The 15,051-nt window shown below is 60.6% G+C and carries 15 protein-coding genes; 6 read left to right on the top strand and 9 right to left on the bottom strand.

From position 1 onward, the window contains the following. Nucleotides 1-186: 186 nt before the first annotated feature. From F1002_RS07345 to F1002_RS07320, 6 genes are all read left to right on the top strand, one after another. Nucleotides 187-4,062, top strand: coding sequence for a DUF3683 domain-containing protein (locus F1002_RS07345; protein WP_150428360.1), 3,876 nt, complete (start codon nucleotides 187-189; stop codon nucleotides 4,060-4,062). A 108-nt stretch (nucleotides 4,063-4,170) separates the two neighbouring features. Next, on the top strand, nucleotides 4,171-4,611 hold the full coding sequence (locus F1002_RS07340; RefSeq protein WP_150428359.1) for an HIT family protein: 441 nt from the start codon (nucleotides 4,171-4,173) through the stop codon (nucleotides 4,609-4,611). A 2-nt stretch (nucleotides 4,612-4,613) separates the two neighbouring features. Further along, nucleotides 4,614-6,227 (top strand): hypothetical protein, encoded by a 1,614-nt coding sequence (locus F1002_RS07335; RefSeq protein ID WP_150428358.1) that lies wholly within the window; start codon nucleotides 4,614-4,616, stop codon nucleotides 6,225-6,227. 63 nt (nucleotides 6,228-6,290) lie between these two features. Further along, a complete protein-coding gene (locus tag F1002_RS07330; protein WP_150428357.1) occupies nucleotides 6,291-6,713 on the top strand; it encodes a gamma-butyrobetaine hydroxylase-like domain-containing protein in 423 nt (140 codons plus the stop codon). A 4-nt stretch (nucleotides 6,714-6,717) separates the two neighbouring features. Then, nucleotides 6,718-7,455, top strand: a complete 738-nt coding sequence (ubiE, locus tag F1002_RS07325) for a bifunctional demethylmenaquinone methyltransferase/2-methoxy-6-polyprenyl-1,4-benzoquinol methylase UbiE (protein WP_150428356.1) — start codon at nucleotides 6,718-6,720, stop codon at nucleotides 7,453-7,455. A gap of 14 nt (nucleotides 7,456-7,469) precedes the next feature. Then, entirely contained in the window at nucleotides 7,470-8,042 is a 573-nt protein-coding gene (locus F1002_RS07320) for an SCP2 domain-containing protein (RefSeq protein ID WP_150428355.1), read from the top strand. Between the two features lie 68 nt (nucleotides 8,043-8,110). Here F1002_RS07320 and F1002_RS07315 read toward each other — a convergent pair whose 3' ends face one another. From F1002_RS07315 to F1002_RS07275, 9 genes are all read right to left on the bottom strand, one after another. Beyond that, nucleotides 8,111-8,536, bottom strand: a complete 426-nt coding sequence (locus F1002_RS07315; RefSeq protein WP_150428354.1) for a F0F1 ATP synthase subunit epsilon — start codon at nucleotides 8,534-8,536, stop codon at nucleotides 8,111-8,113. A 24-nt stretch (nucleotides 8,537-8,560) separates the two neighbouring features. Further along, nucleotides 8,561-9,964, bottom strand: coding sequence for a F0F1 ATP synthase subunit beta (gene atpD, locus F1002_RS07310; RefSeq protein WP_150428353.1), 1,404 nt, complete (start codon nucleotides 9,962-9,964; stop codon nucleotides 8,561-8,563). A 31-nt stretch (nucleotides 9,965-9,995) separates the two neighbouring features. Further along, the gene (gene atpG / locus F1002_RS07305; protein WP_150428352.1) at nucleotides 9,996-10,856 is read right to left on the bottom strand and encodes a F0F1 ATP synthase subunit gamma; all 861 of its coding nucleotides are present in this window, start codon (nucleotides 10,854-10,856) and stop codon (nucleotides 9,996-9,998) included. 14 nt (nucleotides 10,857-10,870) lie between these two features. Continuing rightward, on the bottom strand, nucleotides 10,871-12,409 hold the full coding sequence (atpA, locus tag F1002_RS07300; protein ID WP_150428351.1) for a F0F1 ATP synthase subunit alpha: 1,539 nt from the start codon (nucleotides 12,407-12,409) through the stop codon (nucleotides 10,871-10,873). 9 nt (nucleotides 12,410-12,418) lie between these two features. Further along, entirely contained in the window at nucleotides 12,419-12,955 is a 537-nt protein-coding gene (locus F1002_RS07295) for a F0F1 ATP synthase subunit delta (protein WP_150428350.1), read from the bottom strand. 3 nt (nucleotides 12,956-12,958) lie between these two features. Beyond that, nucleotides 12,959-13,429 (bottom strand): F0F1 ATP synthase subunit B, encoded by a 471-nt coding sequence (locus F1002_RS07290; RefSeq protein WP_150428349.1) that lies wholly within the window; start codon nucleotides 13,427-13,429, stop codon nucleotides 12,959-12,961. A 40-nt stretch (nucleotides 13,430-13,469) separates the two neighbouring features. Continuing rightward, nucleotides 13,470-13,730, bottom strand: coding sequence for a F0F1 ATP synthase subunit C (gene atpE / locus F1002_RS07285; RefSeq protein ID WP_117610057.1), 261 nt, complete (start codon nucleotides 13,728-13,730; stop codon nucleotides 13,470-13,472). 67 nt (nucleotides 13,731-13,797) lie between these two features. Beyond that, on the bottom strand, nucleotides 13,798-14,598 hold the full coding sequence (gene atpB, locus F1002_RS07280; RefSeq protein WP_150428348.1) for a F0F1 ATP synthase subunit A: 801 nt from the start codon (nucleotides 14,596-14,598) through the stop codon (nucleotides 13,798-13,800). Nucleotides 14,599-14,614: 16 nt separating this feature from the next. Continuing rightward, a complete protein-coding gene (locus tag F1002_RS07275; RefSeq protein ID WP_150428347.1) occupies nucleotides 14,615-14,971 on the bottom strand; it encodes an ATP synthase subunit I in 357 nt (118 codons plus the stop codon). Between the last annotated feature and the right edge of the window lie 80 nt (nucleotides 14,972-15,051).

Raw genomic sequence — 15,051 nt, 5'->3', positions numbered from 1 at the left:
GGGAATTTCGGATGGCCGGAGTGTAGGTGCGTTGCATGTAAAGAAGCGCAAAGAATGGTCATGGGCTGGTTAAGCGAGTCGTCGGGACAGGGCTGAACCTTTGAGTGGCAGAGTCGGTCTACCAAGCCCTCGTGTTGCGCCGCAATACGGTAAAATCCACCTTTTGACGGACTCCCGGCTGCTTCCATGACTGCCCGCCTGCGCGAAATCCCCTACAACTACACCTCGTTTTCCGACCGCGAGATCGTCATCCGCCTGCTCGGCGCCGACAACTGGGCGGTACTCGACGAACTGCGCGGCGAGCGCGTCACCGGCCGTTCGGCACGCATGCTCTACGAGGTGCTGGGTGACATCTGGGTCGTGCAGCGCAACCCCTATCTGGAAGACGACCTGCTCGACAATCAGGAGCGCCGCAACGCCCTGGTCAATGCGCTGCGCCACCGTCTCACGGAAGTCGAGAAGCGCCGTGCCGAGAGCGAGAGCGAAGACCCGGAGCGCTCGGCCAAGGTCAAGCGTCTGGTCGAGGCGGCGCAGGCCGCGGTAGATCGCTTCGCCGCCCGCTTCTCCGAAACCTACGACCTCCGTCGCAAGGTGCAGAAGATCCTCGGCAAGCACACGCGCAAGGACAATATCGCCTTCGACGGTCTGGCCCGCGTCTCGCACGTCACCGACGCGACCGACTGGCGCGTCGAGTATCCCTTCGTCGTCCTCTACCCGGATACCGAGGAAGAGATTGGCCATCTCGTGCGCGGCTGCTTCGAGGCCGGCCTGACCATCATCCCCCGTGGCGGCGGTACCGGCTATACCGGCGGCGCCGTGCCGCTGACGCCGTACTCGGCGGTGATCAATACCGAAAAGCTGATCGACCTCGGGCCGGTCGAGAACGTCGTACTGCCCGGTCATAGCGAACCCTACGCGACCATCCGCACCGGCGCCGGCGTCGTCACCGACCGCGTGTCCGAAGCCGCTTCGCTGGCCGGTCGCGTCTTTGCCGTCGATCCGACCTCGGCTTCGGCTTCCTGCATCGGCGGCAACATCGCCATGAACGCCGGCGGCAAGAAGGCCGTGCTGTGGGGCACCGCGCTCGACAACCTGGCCTGGTGGAAGATGGTCGATCCGGACGGCAACTGGCTGGAAGTCGAACGCCTGAACCACAACTACGGCAAGATTCACGAGCAGGAAACCGTCGAATTCCGCCTCAAGCGTTTCGATCCGAGCGGCAAGAAGCTGCTCAAGGAAGAAACCCTGAGCATGCCGGGCGCCGCCTGCCGCAAGGTCGGCCTCGGCAAGGACGTCACCGACAAGTTCCTCGGCGGCGTGCCGGGCGTGCAGAAGGAAGGCACTGACGGCATCATCGTCGCGGCGCGCTGGGTGCTGCACAAGATGCCGCCGGTGTCGCGCACCGTCTGCCTGGAATTCTTCGGTCAGGTGCGCGAAGCGGTGCCGGCCATCGTCGAGATCACCGACTACTTCAAACCGGGCGGTGCCGGCCACGCGGCCGGCGTGCAACTGGCCGGCCTCGAACACCTCGACGAGCGCTATGTGAAGGCCGTCGGCTACGCGACCAAGGCCAAGCGCCACGGTCGGCCGAAGATGGTGCTGATCGGCGACATCGTCGGCCACGACGAAAAGGCCGTGATGGCCGCCGCCTCGGAGGTCGTCCGCATGTGCAACCAGCGTGCCGCCGAGGGTTTCATCGCCGTCGATGCCGAGACGCGCAAGAAATTCTGGCTCGACCGCTCGCGCACCGCCGCCATCTCGCGCCACACCAACGCCTTCAAGGTCAACGAGGACGTCGTCATTCCGCTGCCGCGCATGGGCGAGTATTGCGACGGCATCGAGCGCATCAACATCGAGCTGTCCACGCTGAACAAGCTGGCCCTGTGCGACGCGCTGAGCGAGTTCCTGCAGGGCGAACTGCCGCTGCACGCCGGCGACGCCAACGTGGACAAGGACGTGCTGATCGGCGACCGCCGGCAGGCCGCCCTGGACTATGTCGCCGCCGTGCGCCGCCGTTGGGCCTGGCTGCTGGCCAATCTCGACCTGCCGCTGGCCGACGCCGAGGCGCAGTTCGCCGACTACGGCGTCGTCGCCGGCGAGCTGACCAACAAGGCTGCCAATCCGGTGCTCTTCCACCGCATGCAGGATTTTTCGGTGCGCACTTCGTGGAAGCAGGAGCTGAAGGCGCGCCTGACGAAGATTTTCGACGGCACGGTCTACCGGCCGATCATCGAGCGCATCGAAGGCATCCACAAGGACGTGCTGCGCGGCCGTGTTTTCGTCGCGCTGCACATGCACGCCGGCGACGGCAACGTGCATACCAATATTCCGGTCAACTCCGACAACTACGAGATGCTGCAGACGGCGCACAAGGCCGTCGAGCGCATCATGCATCTGGCGCGCGGGCTGGACGGCGTCATTTCCGGCGAGCACGGCATCGGCATCACCAAGCTGGAGTTCCTATCGGACGAGGAGCTCGGCCCCTTCCGTGCCTACAAGCAGAAGGTCGACCCGGAAGGCCGCTTCAACAAGGGCAAGCTGATGCCCGGCGGCGACATGGGCAACGCCTATACGCCGTCGTTCAGTCTGCTCGGCACCGAGTCGCTGATCATGGAACAGTCCGAGATCGGCAAGATTTCGGACATGATCAAGAACTGCCTGCGCTGCGGCAAATGCAAGCCGGTCTGCTCGACGCACGTGCCGCGCGCCAACCTGCTCTACAGCCCGCGCAACAAGATTCTCGGCACCTCGCTGCTGGTCGAGGCCTTCCTGTACGAGGAGCAGACCCGGCGCGGCATCTCGCTCAAGCATTTCGACGAATTCAACGACGTCGCCGACCATTGCACGGTCTGCCACCGCTGCGTGAAGCCCTGCCCGGTCGATATCGACTTCGGCGACGTGTCGGTGGCCATGCGCAATTTCCTGCGCAAGCAGGACAAGAAGCGCACCAGCCCCGGCACGCTGGCAGCGATGACCTACCTGAATCTGAAAGACCCGGCGACCATCAAACTGATGCGCGGCGTCATGATGGATTTCGGCTTCAAGGCCCAGCGCCTCGCCCATAAGGCCGCCAAGGCCGTCGGCCTGGTCCAGGACAGCCGCGCCCATCCGCCGGCTACGGTCGGCGCTCCGACCGTGAAGACGCAGGTCATCCACTTCCTCAACCGGCCGATGCCGGGCAACCTGCCGAAGCGTACCTCGCGCGGCCTGCTCGACATCGAGGACGACAAGGTCATTCCCGTCATCCGCAATCCGAAAAAGACGACGGAAGAATCGGATGCCGTCTTCTACTTCCCGGGCTGCGGTTCGGAGCGGCTTTTCTCCCAGGTCGGTCTGGCAACGCAGGCGATGCTCTACGACATTGGCGCCACGACGGTGTTGCCGCCGGGTTACCTGTGCTGCGGCTATCCGCAGACGGCCTCCGGTGACGAGGATACGGGCCAGAAGATCACCACCGACAACCGCGTGCTTTTCCATCGCGTCGCCAACACGCTGAACTATCTCGACATCAAGACGGTCATCGTGTCTTGCGGCACCTGCATGGATCAGTTGCAGAAATACCAGTTCGAGAAGATTTTCCCGGGCTGCCGCCTGCTCGACATCCACGAATACCTGATGGAAAAGGGCGTCAAGCTGGAAGGTGTCGAGGGGACGCGTTACATGTACCACGATCCCTGCCATACGCCGATGAAGGCCTACAACCCGCTGGCAGTGACCAAGTCGCTGATGGGCCAGGAAGTGCCGCTGTCCGACCGTTGTTGCGGCGACTCCGGCTCCTTCGCCTACGCCCGTCCGGATATCGCTACCCAGGTGAAATTCCGCAAGCAGCAGGAAATCGAAAAAGGGGCCGAGAAGTTGCGTGCCGACGGTTTCAAAGGGGACGTCAAGATTCTGACTTCCTGCCCGGCCTGCCTGCAGGGTTTGTCGCGCTACGATGATGACGCCGATACCAAGGCCGACTACATCGTGGTCGAGATGGCCAAGCACCTGCTCGGCACCAACTGGATGGCGGATTACGTCGGCAAGGCGAACAACGGCGGTATCGAACGCGTCCTGCTCTGATCGCTGCCGCTTTGGGCCGCCGTCCGTGAAATAGTTGCTTCGTTGGCGGCGGCGACCAGTGGTATAAAACTCCGGTAACCATTCCAATTGCTACCGGAGCGTGAAAACGTGGAAGCCGCCAGCCCATCCTGCGAACTCTGTGTCCAACCCGGAGGAACGCTCCTCTGGCAATCCAGGGCCTGTCGCGTCATTCGGGTCGACGATCCGTTCTATCCGGGCTTTTGCCGAGTGATCTGGACGGATCACGTGCGCGAGATGAGCGATCTGCCGGAGGACGCCAGACATTATCTGATGCGGGTTGTTTTCGCCGTCGAAGCGGTGGTTCGGCAGCTGTTTTCCCCGGACAAGATCAATCTGGCCAGTTTTGGTAACGTCGTCCCACATCTGCACTGGCACATCATTCCGCGCTGGGAGGATGATCGCCATTTTCCCGAGCCGGTGTGGGGGCGCGTGCATCGCGAGCAGGGCAAGCAGCGCGCAGTCGTCGGGGACGCCGAGCTTTCTTTTGCCTTGTCGCGTGTCTTGGACAATCTGGAGGGGGGGCGATAATCATGAGCACGATCGCGAGCGCGAGCGACTTTCCCCCAAGGATCACCGACCTGCGCAGCGGCTCGGATTACCTCGCCCAGCTGTCGTTGGCCAATCCGCTGGCAGGTGAACGACAGCTGATTCGCTTTCTCGATGGCTTGCTGCTTTCGCCACCCGATCCGGAGGTGCTTTTTGCACTGCTGGAGCAGGCGCGTGCGCCGTTGTGCTTTGTCGAAGAAGAAATGGCGCGGCATTGCCACAATCGCCCTCTTCCCCTGGGTGGCGAGGAGGAAAGCTACTTCCAGCAAGTGGTCGCCACCTGGCGCAAGATGAGCCAGGCCTACGCGCTGTGTGCTCGCCTCGAACGGCCGGATAGGCAGAGTCCGCAGTATGTGACCCGGGTCGCGACGATCCTGCATCGCTGCCTCTACTACACGGGCATGCTCATCCTCGAACACTATCGCGCACGGCGCGAGCTGCCGCCCGGCATCTGGCTCGACATGCACGGCTACTACGAAAGTGCCGAGGAATGGGGTGTTTCCTATACCCCGGTCGAGGATGTTTTCGAGAGCAGCCTGCAGGCAACCCACTGCTCAGCGGCATACACCACATTGCTGTTGATCGAAATCGCCAGCCCGTACAGCAACAGTATCCGCAACCTGAATCTGATTCGGCGCTGGGCCGGCATGTGGTCACCGCTCGTCTCCATCCACAAGCTCGATGACGATCTGGAGATTCCGCCTTATCTCGTCGAATTGATGAAAGACATGCCGCTGCATCCGACGGCTTATACCGAGGAACCGACCACGGATGCCCGTCGCCTGGATACGTCTCGGCTGGCACTGCAGGTCACCCATATGCTGAGCCAGCTCAGGCAGCGGGTGACGCCATCGCAACTGGGGCTGGGAGAGGAAACCTCGGCGCATGTGATCACCCTGCTCGAACATCTGGCGCGACCGTGGAGCCAAGCGGCTTCCCCGCGTCGATTCCGGCGTTTCGCGACCGAGGGAATTGCCCATGTGGCAGTTGGTTTCGAGGCGATGCACTATTGCCTGACGGCCAGTGAATTTACCCAGCCGGATGCCGCATCCAGCTATTCCCGCAGCGAATTCGATCAGCTATTCACCTTCCGCGACCGCGTTGATTCGGAGCATGCGCTGGCGATCAGGCCGCCGATCAGTTTTCCGATAGATGAATGGAATGTGATCAATCATTCGGCAAACGGCTTTCGCCTGACACGCAGTTGCGCCGGTCAGCGGATCATGCACGGACAATTGATGGCGATGCGTCCCCACGATGGGGATCACTTCCTGCTGGTACAGGCAAGCTGGCTGATGCAGGACGAAACGGCCGGCCTGGTGGTCGGCGTTGCTACCCTTCCCGGGATGCCATGCGGTATTGGCATCCGGCCGGCCACTCAGGGCGTCGGCAGCATCGAGCGCTATGTGCCGGCCTTCATGCTGTCGCCTGTCCCCGCCATCGGCGAAGAGGCATCCATCGTTCTGCCCTCGGGCCTGTACCAGGCCAGCCGGATACTCGATTTCTTCGTTGCAGGCGGAGAGTCCGGACAGTTGCGCATGAGCCACATATTGCAGCGCGGAACCGATTTCGACCGCATCAGCTTCCAGCTACTTTGACCTATCTTCGCGCTTCCGGAGGGTGAGTGCGCTAAACTATCGCCCTTACTCCCGGAGGACACCATGGCGGGTATAGACCGCGATACGCCGATACCGAGCGAAATCAAACTGCACCAGAAATCCCGGCGCCTTGAATTGATCTATGAAGGCGGCGAGATCTATTCGCTGGACTTTGAATACCTGCGCGTTTACACGCCATCTGCCGAAGCACGCGGTCATGGACCGGGGCAGGAAACCCTGCAGACCGGGAAGCGCAACGTCGATATCGAGCGTATCGAGCCGGTCGGCACGTATGCACTGCGCCTGGTCTTTTCCGACGGGCACGACAGCGGGCTGTATTCATGGGACATGCTCTACAATCTGGGCAAGCACCATGACGAATTGTGGCAGGAATACCTGAAACAGATCGACGAACAAGGCCTGTCCCGCGACATCGACACCACCTCGCGCCCCGCCTCGGGCGGCGGCTGCGGCCATCACCGCTAAAGTCATGAGCAACGAAACCACGCATTTCGGCTACGAAACCGTCGCCGAGCAGGAAAAAGCCCGTCGGGTCGCCAATGTCTTCGACTCGGTGGCCAGTCGTTATGATCTGATGAACGACTTGATGTCAGCAGGCATGCACCGCCTGTGGAAGGCGTTTACCATACAGCGCAGCGGCGTCCGCGAAGGGTCGCGCGTGCTCGACGTGGCCGGCGGGACCGGCGACCTGTCGCTGGCCTTTGCCAAGAAGGTAGGGAAGAGCGGGCAAGTCTGGCTGACGGACATCAACAACGCCATGCTGGCCCATGGTCGGGACCGTCTGCTCGATAAGGGCCACATGCTCCCGGTTGCCCAGTGCGACGCCGAAAAGCTTCCCTTCCCCGATGACTGGTTCGATTGCGTCACCGTGGCATTCGGTTTGCGCAACATGACCCATAAAGATCTCGCGCTGGCTGAAATGCGCCGGGTATTGCGTCCGGGTGGCCGTTTGCTGGTCCTCGAGTTTTCGCAGATCTGGAAGCCGCTCGCGCCAGCCTATGATTTCTACTCGTTCCAGGTCATTCCACGCGTCGGCAAGCTGGTCACCAACGATTCCGACAGCTACCGCTATCTCTCCGAGTCCATCCGCATGCATCCGAATCAGGAAGAACTGAAGCGCATGATGGAAAGCGTCGGCCTCGAAAAAGTCGAATATTTCAACCTCGCCCTCGGCGTCGTCGCACTGCATCGCGGCTACAAATTCTAAAGCGCTTGCACGGCATGGACTTCGTCAAGCAACTCGGGGTTCGCGGTTTGAACCATCTGATTGGCAGCGCGTCATGGGCTCAGGATCGCCTGAGAAAACATGCCGGTGCACGGTTGCTTGTTCAAGCTGGGCCGCTCTTCTCCGTTCGGCTCGGTTTGGACCACGCCGGCTTGTTTCATCTTGCTTCAGGTAGCGACGAGCCCGATGTCAGGCTGACATTGCCCCCGGATGCGCCCGTTCGTGCTCTGCTAGACCGCAACAACCTGTTTTCGTCGGTCAAACTGGAAGGCTCTGTCGATGTAGCGGAAAGTCTGGCATTCGTTTTCCGCAATCTTGAATGGGATATCGAAGCCGACCTGGCTGCCTTGATCGGTGACGTACCTGCGTATCGGCTTGTACGAATCGGACGTTCCCTTGGCGACGGCTTGCGCCAAGGTGCCGGCAATGCACTGGCCAATGTGCACGAATATGCCGTCGACGAATCCGGCCTCTTGCCGGGAAAAGACCATGTTTCGGCTTTCGGTAATGCGGTCAATGCCTTGCGGGACGACGTAGCGCGTCTGGAAAAACGCCTCTCCCGCATTTAGCCGGCAATAAAAACGAAGCAAATAAAAAAAGGCAGCCTGGGCTGCCTTTTTTGTCCGTTGTTTCCGGATCAGTGCGTGTGCTTGCGCAGACGCTGAATTGCTTGCAACTGAGCGACGGCTTGCGCCAGCTCGGCTTCGGCCGCCGCGTAGTCCATCTCGGCGTTCCGGTTGGCCAGAGCCTCCTCGGCACGCTTCTTGGCGTCGAGTGCCTTGGCTTCGTCGAGGTCGTGGGCGCGGATCGCGGTGTCAGCCAACACGGTAATCATGTCAGGCTGAACCTCAAGCATGCCGCCGGACACATACACCAGCTCGAACTCGCTCTGATCAGGCACCTTCAGACGAATGGTGCCCGGCTTGATGCGGGTCAGCAGCGGCGTGTGACGCGGCAGGATGCCGAGTTCCCCGGCTTCGCCGGGGAACACTGCGATTTCCACCAGGCCGGAGAAGATCGATTCTTCGGCACTGACGACATCACAATGAACAGTAATAGGCATTACCAGCTCCTATACGGACGTTGCTTATTGCAGCGTCTTGGCCTTTTCGATGACTTCCTCGATACCGCCGACCATGTAGAACGCTTGTTCCGGCAGGTGATCGTATTCGCCGGCGCAAATGCCCTTGAAGCCCTTGATGGTTTCCTTGAGCGGAACGAACTTGCCCGGCGAACCGGTGAAGACTTCTGCAACGTGGAACGGCTGCGACAGGAAACGCTGAATCTTACGAGCGCGGGACACGGCCAGCTTGTCTTCGGGAGACAGTTCGTCCATACCCAGAATCGCGATGATGTCACGCAGTTCCTTGTAGCGCTGCAGGTTCATCTGCACGGCACGGGCAACGGCGTAGTGCTCTTCGCCCACGATCTGCGGGTCGAGCTGGCGGGAGGTGGAGTCGAGCGGATCAACGGCGGGGTAGATGCCCAGCGAGGCGATGTCACGCGACAGCACGACCGTGGAGTCGAGGTGCAGGAAGGTGGTGGCGGGAGACGGGTCGGTCAAGTCGTCGGCAGGCACATAAACGGCCTGGATGGAGGTGATCGAACCAACCTTGGTCGAGGTGATACGCTCTTGCAGACGGCCCATTTCTTCAGCCAGCGTCGGCTGGTAGCCCACGGCGGAAGGCATACGGCCCAGCAGCGCGGACACTTCGGTACCGGCCAGGGTGTAGCGGTAGATGTTGTCGACGAAGAACAGGATGTCACGACCGTCGTCACGGAAACGCTCGGCCATGGTCAGGCCGGTCAGGGCGACGCGCAGACGGTTGCCCGGCGGCTCGTTCATCTGACCGAACACCATCGCGACCTTGTCGAGAACGTTGGAGTCCTTCATTTCGTGGTAGAAGTCGTTACCTTCACGGGTACGCTCGCCCACGCCAGCAAACACGGACAGACCGGAGTGCTGCTTCGCGATGTTGTTGATCAGTTCCATCATGTTAACGGTCTTGCCGACGCCGGCGCCACCGAACAGACCGACCTTGCCGCCCTTGGCGAACGGGCAGATCAGGTCGATAACCTTGATGCCGGTTTCCAGCAGATCAACGGAAGAGGACAGTTCGTCGAACTTCGGAGCCGGCTGGTGAATCACGCGCAGCTCGTTGGAATCGATCGGACCGGCTTCGTCGATCGGGCGACCGAGCACGTCCATGATGCGGCCCAGGGTGCCCATACCGACCGGCACGGAGATGCCGGCACCGGTGTTGTTCACCTTCATGCCGCGACGCAGACCGTCGGAGGAGCCCATGGCAATGGTACGAACGACGCCATCACCCAGTTGTTGTTGCACTTCGAACGTCAGGCCGTCTTCTGCCATGCCGTTTGCTTCGGAAGCATCCAGCTTGAGGGCGTCGTAGACCTTCGGCATCGCGTCGCGCGGGAAGTGGATGTCCACAACGGCGCCGATACACTGAACGATTGAACCTTGACTCATATTCAAATCCCCAAAAATAAAAATCTACGCGTCACACCGCGGCTGCGCCGCTGACGATTTCCGAGAGTTCCTTGGTAATCGCAGCCTGACGGGCCTTGTTGTAAACCAGCTTCAAATCGCCGATTACGGTCTTGGCGTTGTCCGAAGCAGACTTCATGGCAACCATCCGGGCGGACTGCTCGGAGGCCATGTTTTCTGCGACGGCCTGATAAATCAATGCTTCGACATAGCGGATCAGCAGATCGTCGATGACCGACTTGGCTTCCGGTTCGTACACATAGTCCCACTTGTGCGAGGCACTGCCGACGGAATCGCCGGCCAGCGGGAGCAGTTGCTCGAACACCGGCTCCTGTTTCATCGTGTTGATGAAGCGGGTATAGCCAATGTACAGCGCGTCAATCTCGCCCTTCATGTAAGCGTCGAGCTGCACCTTGACCGGTCCGATCAGCTTTTCCAGATGGGGCGTGTCGCCCAGGCCGGTCACGTGCGAAACGATCTTGGCGCCGGAGCGCTGCATGAAGCCGAAGCCCTTGTTGCCGATGCAGGTGGCCTGCAGTTTCTTGCCCTGAGCGTCGAACTCCTTCATCTTGGCGACAGCGACGCGAAGAAGGTTGGAGTTCAGACCGCCGCACAAACCCTTGTCCGAGGTGACCAGGATCAGACCGACATTGGCCTGCTCGCGGTTCACCAGGAAGGGATGGCGGTATTCGGTCAGAGCATGAGACAGGTTGCCTGCAACGCGCCGGATCTTCTCGCCGTAGGGACGGGCAGCACGCATCCGGTCCTGCGCCTTGCGCATTTTGGATGCGGCCACCATTTCCATGGCCTTGGTGATCTTGCGCGTATTTTCGACGCTCTTGATCTTGTTGCGAATTTCCTTGCCGCTAGGCATGGCGTTCTCCTAGATCAGACCCAGCTGCTCTTGAAAGCCTGGATGCCGGCAGCAAGTGCCTTCTCAGAATCGGCGCTCAGATCAGCGGTCGACTCCATGGTCTTCATGAGGTCGGCGCAGTTGGTCTTCAGGTAACCGATCATGGCCTTTTCGCATTCCAGAGCACGCTTGACTTCGACATCGTCGAAGTAGCCCTTGTCAGCTGCGTACAGCGTGACGGCCATTTCGGAGATGCTCATCGGCGAGTACTGCGGCTGCTTCATCAGTTCGGTAACCAGACGGCCACGCTCCAGCTGCTTGCGGGTCGCTTCGTCGAGGTCGGAAGCAAACTGGGCGAAGGCAGCAAGTTCGCGGTACTGGGCGAGGGCCAGACGGACACCGCCGCCGAGCTTCTTGATCAGCTTGGTCTGGGCAGCGCCACCGACGCGGGAAACCGAGATACCGGCGTTGATCGCGGGACGGATACCGGCGTTGAAGAGGTCGGTTTCCAGGAAGATCTGGCCGTCGGTGATGGAGATCACGTTGGTCGGAACGAAGGCGGAAACGTCACCAGCTTGGGTTTCGATAACCGGCAGAGCGGTCAGGGAGCCGGTCTTGCCCTTGATGGCGCCATTGCTGAGCTTCTCGACCCAGGCGGCGGAAACGCGAGCGGCGCGCTCCAGCAGACGGGAGTGGAGATAGAACACGTCGCCCGGGTAGGCTTCGCGGCCCGGCGGACGGCGCAGCAGCAGGGAAACCTGACGGTAGCCCCAAGCTTGCTTGGTCAAGTCGTCGTAAATGATCAGGGCGTCTTCGCCGGTGTCGCGGAAGTATTCGCCCATCGTGCAGCCGGCGTAAGGAGCCAAGTACTGCAGCGCGGCGGATTCCGAAGCCGGAGCGGCGACGACGATGGTGTATTCCATCGCGCCATGCTCTTCGAGCTTGCGAACGACGTTGGCGATGGTGGAAGCCTTCTGGCCGATAGCGACATAAACGCAGAACAGGCCCTTGCCCTTCTGGTTGATGATGGCGTCAACGGCAACGGCGGTCTTGCCGGTCTGGCGGTCGCCAATGATCAGCTCGCGCTGGCCGCGGCCGACCGGAACCATGGAGTCCACGCACTTCAGACCGGTTTGCACCGGCTGGGAAACGGACTGACGCCAAATAACGCCCGGCGCAACCTTTTCGATCTTGTCGGTCAGCTTGGCATTGATCGGGCCCTTGCCGTCGATCGGCTGGCCGAGGGAGTTGACCACGCGACCCAGCAGTTCCGGGCCAACGGGGACTTCCAGAATGCGACCGGTGGTCTTGACCACGTCGCCTTCGGAAATGTGCTCGTATTCACCAAGAACAACGGCGCCGACAGAGTCGCGCTCGAGGTTGAGCGCCATGCCGAACGTGTTGCCGGGGAATTCCAGCATTTCGCCCTGCATAACGTCTTGCAGGCCGTGCACACGGCAGATACCGTCGGTGACGGACACCACCGTGCCCTGCGTGCGCACTTCCGATGCGCCTTGCAGGTTCTGGATCTTGCTCTTGATCAGTTCAGAAATTTCGGAAGGATTCAACTGCATGAAATTCTCCTAGTTGTTCAGCGCCGTAGCCATGGCGTCAAGCTTGCCGCGGACTGAAGCATCCAGCATCTGGTCGCCAACGATTACCTTGATACCGCCGATCAGGGTCGGATCAACCGACACTGCGGCCTCGAGCTTGGTCTTGAAGACGGCTTCGAGTTGCGGTACCAGGGTTTTCACCTGGTTGTCATCGATCGGGAAGGCCGAAACGATTTCGGCCTGCTTGGTGCCCTCTTCCGCTTGCTTGTAGCTTTCGTACAAGCCAGCGATTTCCGGCAACAGCCCCAGACGGTCGTTGTTGGACAGCAGCTGGATGAAGTTCGCCAGCTCCGTACCTACCGCCGTACCACAGGCAGACCGGAAGAGGTCGACCAGTTGCGAGGCTGCCACGTTCGGATCGCCGACGGCCGCACGGGCTTCGGGATTGGCAGCCACCTGTCCCAGCAGGGCGACCTGCTCGGACCACTTGGCCAGATTGCCGCTTTCCTTGGCAGCGCGGAACAGCGCTTCGGCGTAAGGACGGGCGATAGTGACGGATTCAGCCATTGCTTACAGGTCCTGTTTCAGGGCGCCCAGCATGTCTGCATGCACGGACGCATTGATTTCCTTGCGCAGGATCTTCTCGGCACCGGCAACCGCCAGTTCGGCGACGCGCTCACGCAGTTGCTGCTTGGCACGTTCGACTTCCTGTTCGATTTCTGCCTTGGCGCCGGCGACAATCTTGTCGGCCTCAACCTTGGCATTGCCCTTGGCTTCTTCGACGATCTGTTGCGCACGCTTTTCGGCTTGAGCCACGAATTCCGCAGATTTCTCCTTGGCTTCACGCAGCGCATCAGCGGAACGCTTGGCAGCGAGCTCTTGCTCGTGCTTGCCGCGTTCGGCTGCAGCCAGGCCTTCAGCGATCTGTGCCTGACGGTCCGCCATTGCCTTTTGCAGCGGCGGCCAGACGTACTTCATCGTGATCCAGATGAAGAGAGCAAACCAGATTGCCTGGCCAATCAGTGTAGCGTTGATGTTCACGCTAACCTCCTGGTTATAAGGGTTTCAGGGGCGTGAATGATTACTTCAGCAGAGCCAGGAACGGGTTTGCGAAGAGCAGGAACAGAGCGATACCGACACCGATCATGGTCACGGCGTCGAGCAGACCGGCGACGATGAACATCTTGACTTGCAGGGTGGGGATCATTTCCGGCTGACGGGCTGCGCCTTCCAGGAAGCGGCCGCCGAGAATACCGAAGCCGATAGCGGTGCCCAGAGCGCCGGCACCGATCAGGATGGCAACAGCGATAGCGGTGTTGGAGAGAACGGTTGCGAGTTCCATGTTTACTCCTCAGTAAGGTAGGTTAATGCGGGGTTAAAAGTAAAAACTACGGGAAAACAAAAACGACTTAGTGCGATTCGGAAGCCATGGACATGTACACGATGGTCAGCATCATGAACACGAAGGCTTGCAGCGTGATGATCAGGATGTGGAACAGTGCCCAGGGCAAAGCCAGCGGCAGCTGCCAGATACCGAGCAGAGCGATCAGGATGAAGACCATTTCGCCGGCATACATGTTGCCGAAGAGACGCAGGGCCAGCGAGATCGGCTTGGCGATGTCTTCGACGACGCGGAAGATGAAGTTGACCGGGGCGAGCTTGGCGCCGAACGGGGCAGAGAAGACCTCGTGCATGAAGCCGCCGAAACCCTTCACCTTGACGTTCATCCACAGCATGATGAAGAACACGGTGATCGACATCGCGAAGGTCAGGTTGGGGTCGGTGGTCGGCACAGCCTTCAGGTAGTGCACGCCAACGGCGCCGGCAGCGATCGGCAGGAAGTCGACCGGGATGAGGTCCATTGCGTTCATGACGAACACCCAGACGAAAATGGTGATGGCCAGCGGGGTAACCAGGGCGCTCTTGCCGTGGAAGGTGTCGCGAACCTGCTGGTCGACGAGGCCGACGACCATTTCCACGAAGTTCTGCAGCTTGCCCGGAACGCCGGAGCTGGCACTGCCTGCGGCCTTGGCCATCAGGCCGAAGACAACCAGGCCGAGGAGGCCGGAGACCAGCAGGGTGTCGAGGTGGAAGGTCCAGAAGCCGTGGCAATGGCCGGCGGCGTCCTTGGCGGCGTCGGAACAGACGGCCAAGTTGGTCAAGTGGTGTTGGATATAACCTGTTGTGGTCAGGCCGCCTTCAGCGCTCATGATTTCTCCAGTCAGCTCAACGTTGCTTCAAGAGTGCCACCCAGAAGATGACAATCGTCGATCCGTATCCAAGAAAGAGCGGGGCGACCGCCACATCCTTGAACTTCAAAAACACAAGGGCGAAGCCGATGAGCGTGAGAAGAAACTTGAACCCCTCGCCCGCAGTCTGCGCCCGGTAAGCTTTTACCGGGTCAAGCCCGACATTGAGTCGCATGGCCCGGAGTACATAACCCAGGTTGGCGACAATGCCGATTGATCCCCCGATCAGCGTCGAGATGCCTGCAAGATCACCGAACATCAGCCAGGCCGCGAGGGCGAGAACGATGATCAATGCCGCTTGGCGACTGAGAATCCAGCTTACCTGCGGGTGCAAGACATACCTCGATCAAAAACCCCGAGAGTGTAACCAAGTCTTACATAAGAGTCAATTTCCGCGGCGCACAAATTAGGGGT

This window comes from Dechloromonas sp. CZR5, assembly GCF_008711155.1.
GTDB lineage: Bacteria > Pseudomonadota > Gammaproteobacteria > Burkholderiales > Rhodocyclaceae > Azonexus.
The sequence above is the reverse complement of the archived record's forward strand: the minus strand, read 5'-3'. Positions and strand labels throughout refer to the sequence as shown.